The following is a 2,720-nucleotide window of genomic DNA, read 5'->3' on the forward strand; positions in this document are numbered from 1 at the left end:
GAGGAAAGCCGTTACCGGATAACGGACTTCGCCGCCTTCCGGCCAAACCCGGAGCAATTCTTCGAGTTTGCTTACGGAACCACGTTACGGGGAATGATAGAAGCAGTCGTGGAGGTGGAAAGCCCGCTGCGCGCTGATGTTCTTGCCCAACGCATTGCCCGTGCACACGGGTGGCTGCGCACGGGCGGACGCATCCGCGAACGGATCGACCTTCATCTTCGCGATGTGGATCGCACACAGGAATCGAGCGGCGAATTCATCTGGAAGAAGGGAGCGGTCTCGGAATTCTTGTCCTATCGCTGGCCGCTCAATGAAGAAGCCCGACGCTCCATTGCCGACATACCTTTGGCGGAGCTTGCCTCGGTGGTTTTCGACAATCCCGGACTTCTCGACATGCCCGACCCCGCGCGACGTGGCCCATCTTCTGGGGGTGGAACGCCTCGCCGCAATCTCACGGGCGCGCCTGGATGAGGCAATCGCCAAAGCAAAGCAGCACATGGCAATCCCCTCTCACGGGCAGCAATAGGACATGGCGCCCGATCTCTATCGCTTCTTTGCAACTTGAACCGGCTCGACACGGTCGGAATTCCGTGCGGGTCACGCGTCTAGAATCTAACCACGGCATCCGCGAGTTGGGGGTGGAATGAAACATGCGAAGGGACGTCACCCGGGGGCGGTGTGGCGAAAGACCGACTTCCAGATCCATACGCCGCGCGACGCCGGATGGACAGGCGGCGGTGGCTTGCCAGGCGGATCCGAGGAGAAGGAGCTGGCGCGCGAAGCGTGGGCGGATGAATTCGTGGCCGCATGTCTCAAGAGGGAGATCGGAGCGATCGCGATCACCGATCATCACGATATAGTCATGTACCCCTATGTGGCTCGGGCAATCGAGAGATCACCGGCAGCCAAGTCGACGCTGTGGTTGCTCCCCGGCATGGAGGTGACGTGCAACGACTCCGTCCAGTGCTTGATCCTTTTCGACCAGGATACGTCAACCAGTGTCATAGGTCGCCTGTTTGGCATGATGCCCAAAGTGCCTGCACCAGATCAACTTGCCGCTCGAGCCCCGCAAGCCAGCCTCTGCGGAAAAGACATTGAGGATCTGTTGGGCGCGATCTTCCAGGACGAAATGCTCAAGGGCAGGAACATCACTCTTCCGCATGCTAGCAGGGGCGGTCACAAGGACATATTGAGGCAGGGCTTTCATCAGCGTTTCGCCGACCTCGAAGTCGACGGGGTCTATAACGAGAAGCCGTTTGCAAGCCTCGACGAGACGACGCGAAAGAAGATCTACGGCGAGATATCAGATTGGGGTGATCGCCGGCACGGCATCATCACCACCGGCGACAATCGCGCTTCCAACTATGCCGACCTCGGCATCAATGCATGTTGGATGCGGCTCGGCGAGGCTACGGCGGAAGCCGTCCGCCAAGCGGTGTTGGCGGATGAGGCGCGCATTACCTATGCGGAGCCGTCCATCCCCAGCCAGCGCGTTTTGGAATTGCGGGTAAGCTCGACGCTGACGGGAGACCATTTCACCATAACATTCAACGATGGCTTCAACACCCTGATCGGCGGCCGAGGCTCCGGGAAATCAGCAATCCTGGAATATCTGCGGTTCGCGCTTGGTCGCAGCACCCTGGACGCTGCCGACGACGTGGCAACCAGTCGCGAACGCGACATGATCACCTCGACGTTGATAGGGGGGTTCGTCGAGGTCGACCTCGACCGCAATGGCGTCGTCGAGACGTGGCGGCGGACGCTCGACAAGCAGACCATGATAACCGTGTCTTTGGACGGAGAGGCCCGCGACCTCCCCATCAGTGTAGCGCAGGAACGATTTCGCGCCCGCGCATTTTCTCAAAAACAGCTGTCGACGATGGTGAGGCGGCCAGAGACCGCCGATGAACAGATAACTGGCATAGCGGCGGCAGAAAGTGTCGATCGCCGGCGCAAGGCAGAACAGGATATCGACGAGGCGGAACGCGCGATCCGGGCGGCCTTCCAGCAGGTCGTCCAAAGTTGGGCGGCGCAGGCTGCGTTCAACCGCGCCGAATCTGCTTCTGCCGACTTGGCGAGACGACTTGAGTCGATCCGGAGCCGTCTTGAACAGGGCGGTCTGAGTGCCGAGCAGCAGGCCGTTCTCGACCAGCAGCCGATCTATAATCGAACCTTGGCCTCGTTCCAGACCGCCGTGAAACTGGTCCAGGCAACGCTCGACCAGGCAAACCTTCTCAAGGAGATCCCAATAGAAGGGTGGGAAGGCCATGTCGAGACCTCGTCCGTCAATAACTCACGGCAAGCCATCATGCGGTTGAACGACCGGATTCGCGGCGCCATTGACGAAATCACGGACGCGCTTGCGATGGCGCTTGAGGAGCTCGCGCGGCATCAGGGCGAATTCGGCACCGACCAAGCTAAATTCAACGAGCAATACGCTGTCGCGAGCTTGGCGCAATCACATCTGACAACGCTGCTTGCAGAGTTCCGTCAGCTCGGAGAAGAACAGCAGGTCGCTGAGAGAAACCTGCAGGACGCCAAAACGGCCATGTCCAAACTGGTCGGGGTCGAGGTCAGGCTTGCAGAGGCGAGGACGCTGCTCGGAACGAGGCTGACAACGATGCGAGAAATCCTCAACGAGGCATCGGATCACGTAATCGAGATGTCCACCGGAGTGCTTCGCGCCCATGTGGAGGAGGAGACAACCCCGCGTCGCTTCG

General features: G+C 60.0%; 2 protein-coding genes. Both read left to right on the plus strand.

Translation table 11 applies throughout. The annotated features are described in order from the left end of the window. Positions 1-471, plus strand: a 471-nt coding sequence (locus tag EOA24_RS33410; RefSeq protein ID WP_348633093.1) for a DUF3320 domain-containing protein, incomplete at its 5' end; no start/stop codon positions are given. A gap of 172 nt (positions 472-643) precedes the next feature. After that, positions 644-2,720: AAA family ATPase (locus tag EOA24_RS33415; protein ID WP_133374742.1), on the plus strand; the 2,077-nt coding region annotated here is incomplete at its 3' end.

Origin of the sequence: Mesorhizobium sp. M2A.F.Ca.ET.039.01.1.1 (assembly GCF_003998035.1) — a bacterium.
Taxonomy (GTDB): Bacteria; Pseudomonadota; Alphaproteobacteria; order Rhizobiales; family Rhizobiaceae; genus Mesorhizobium.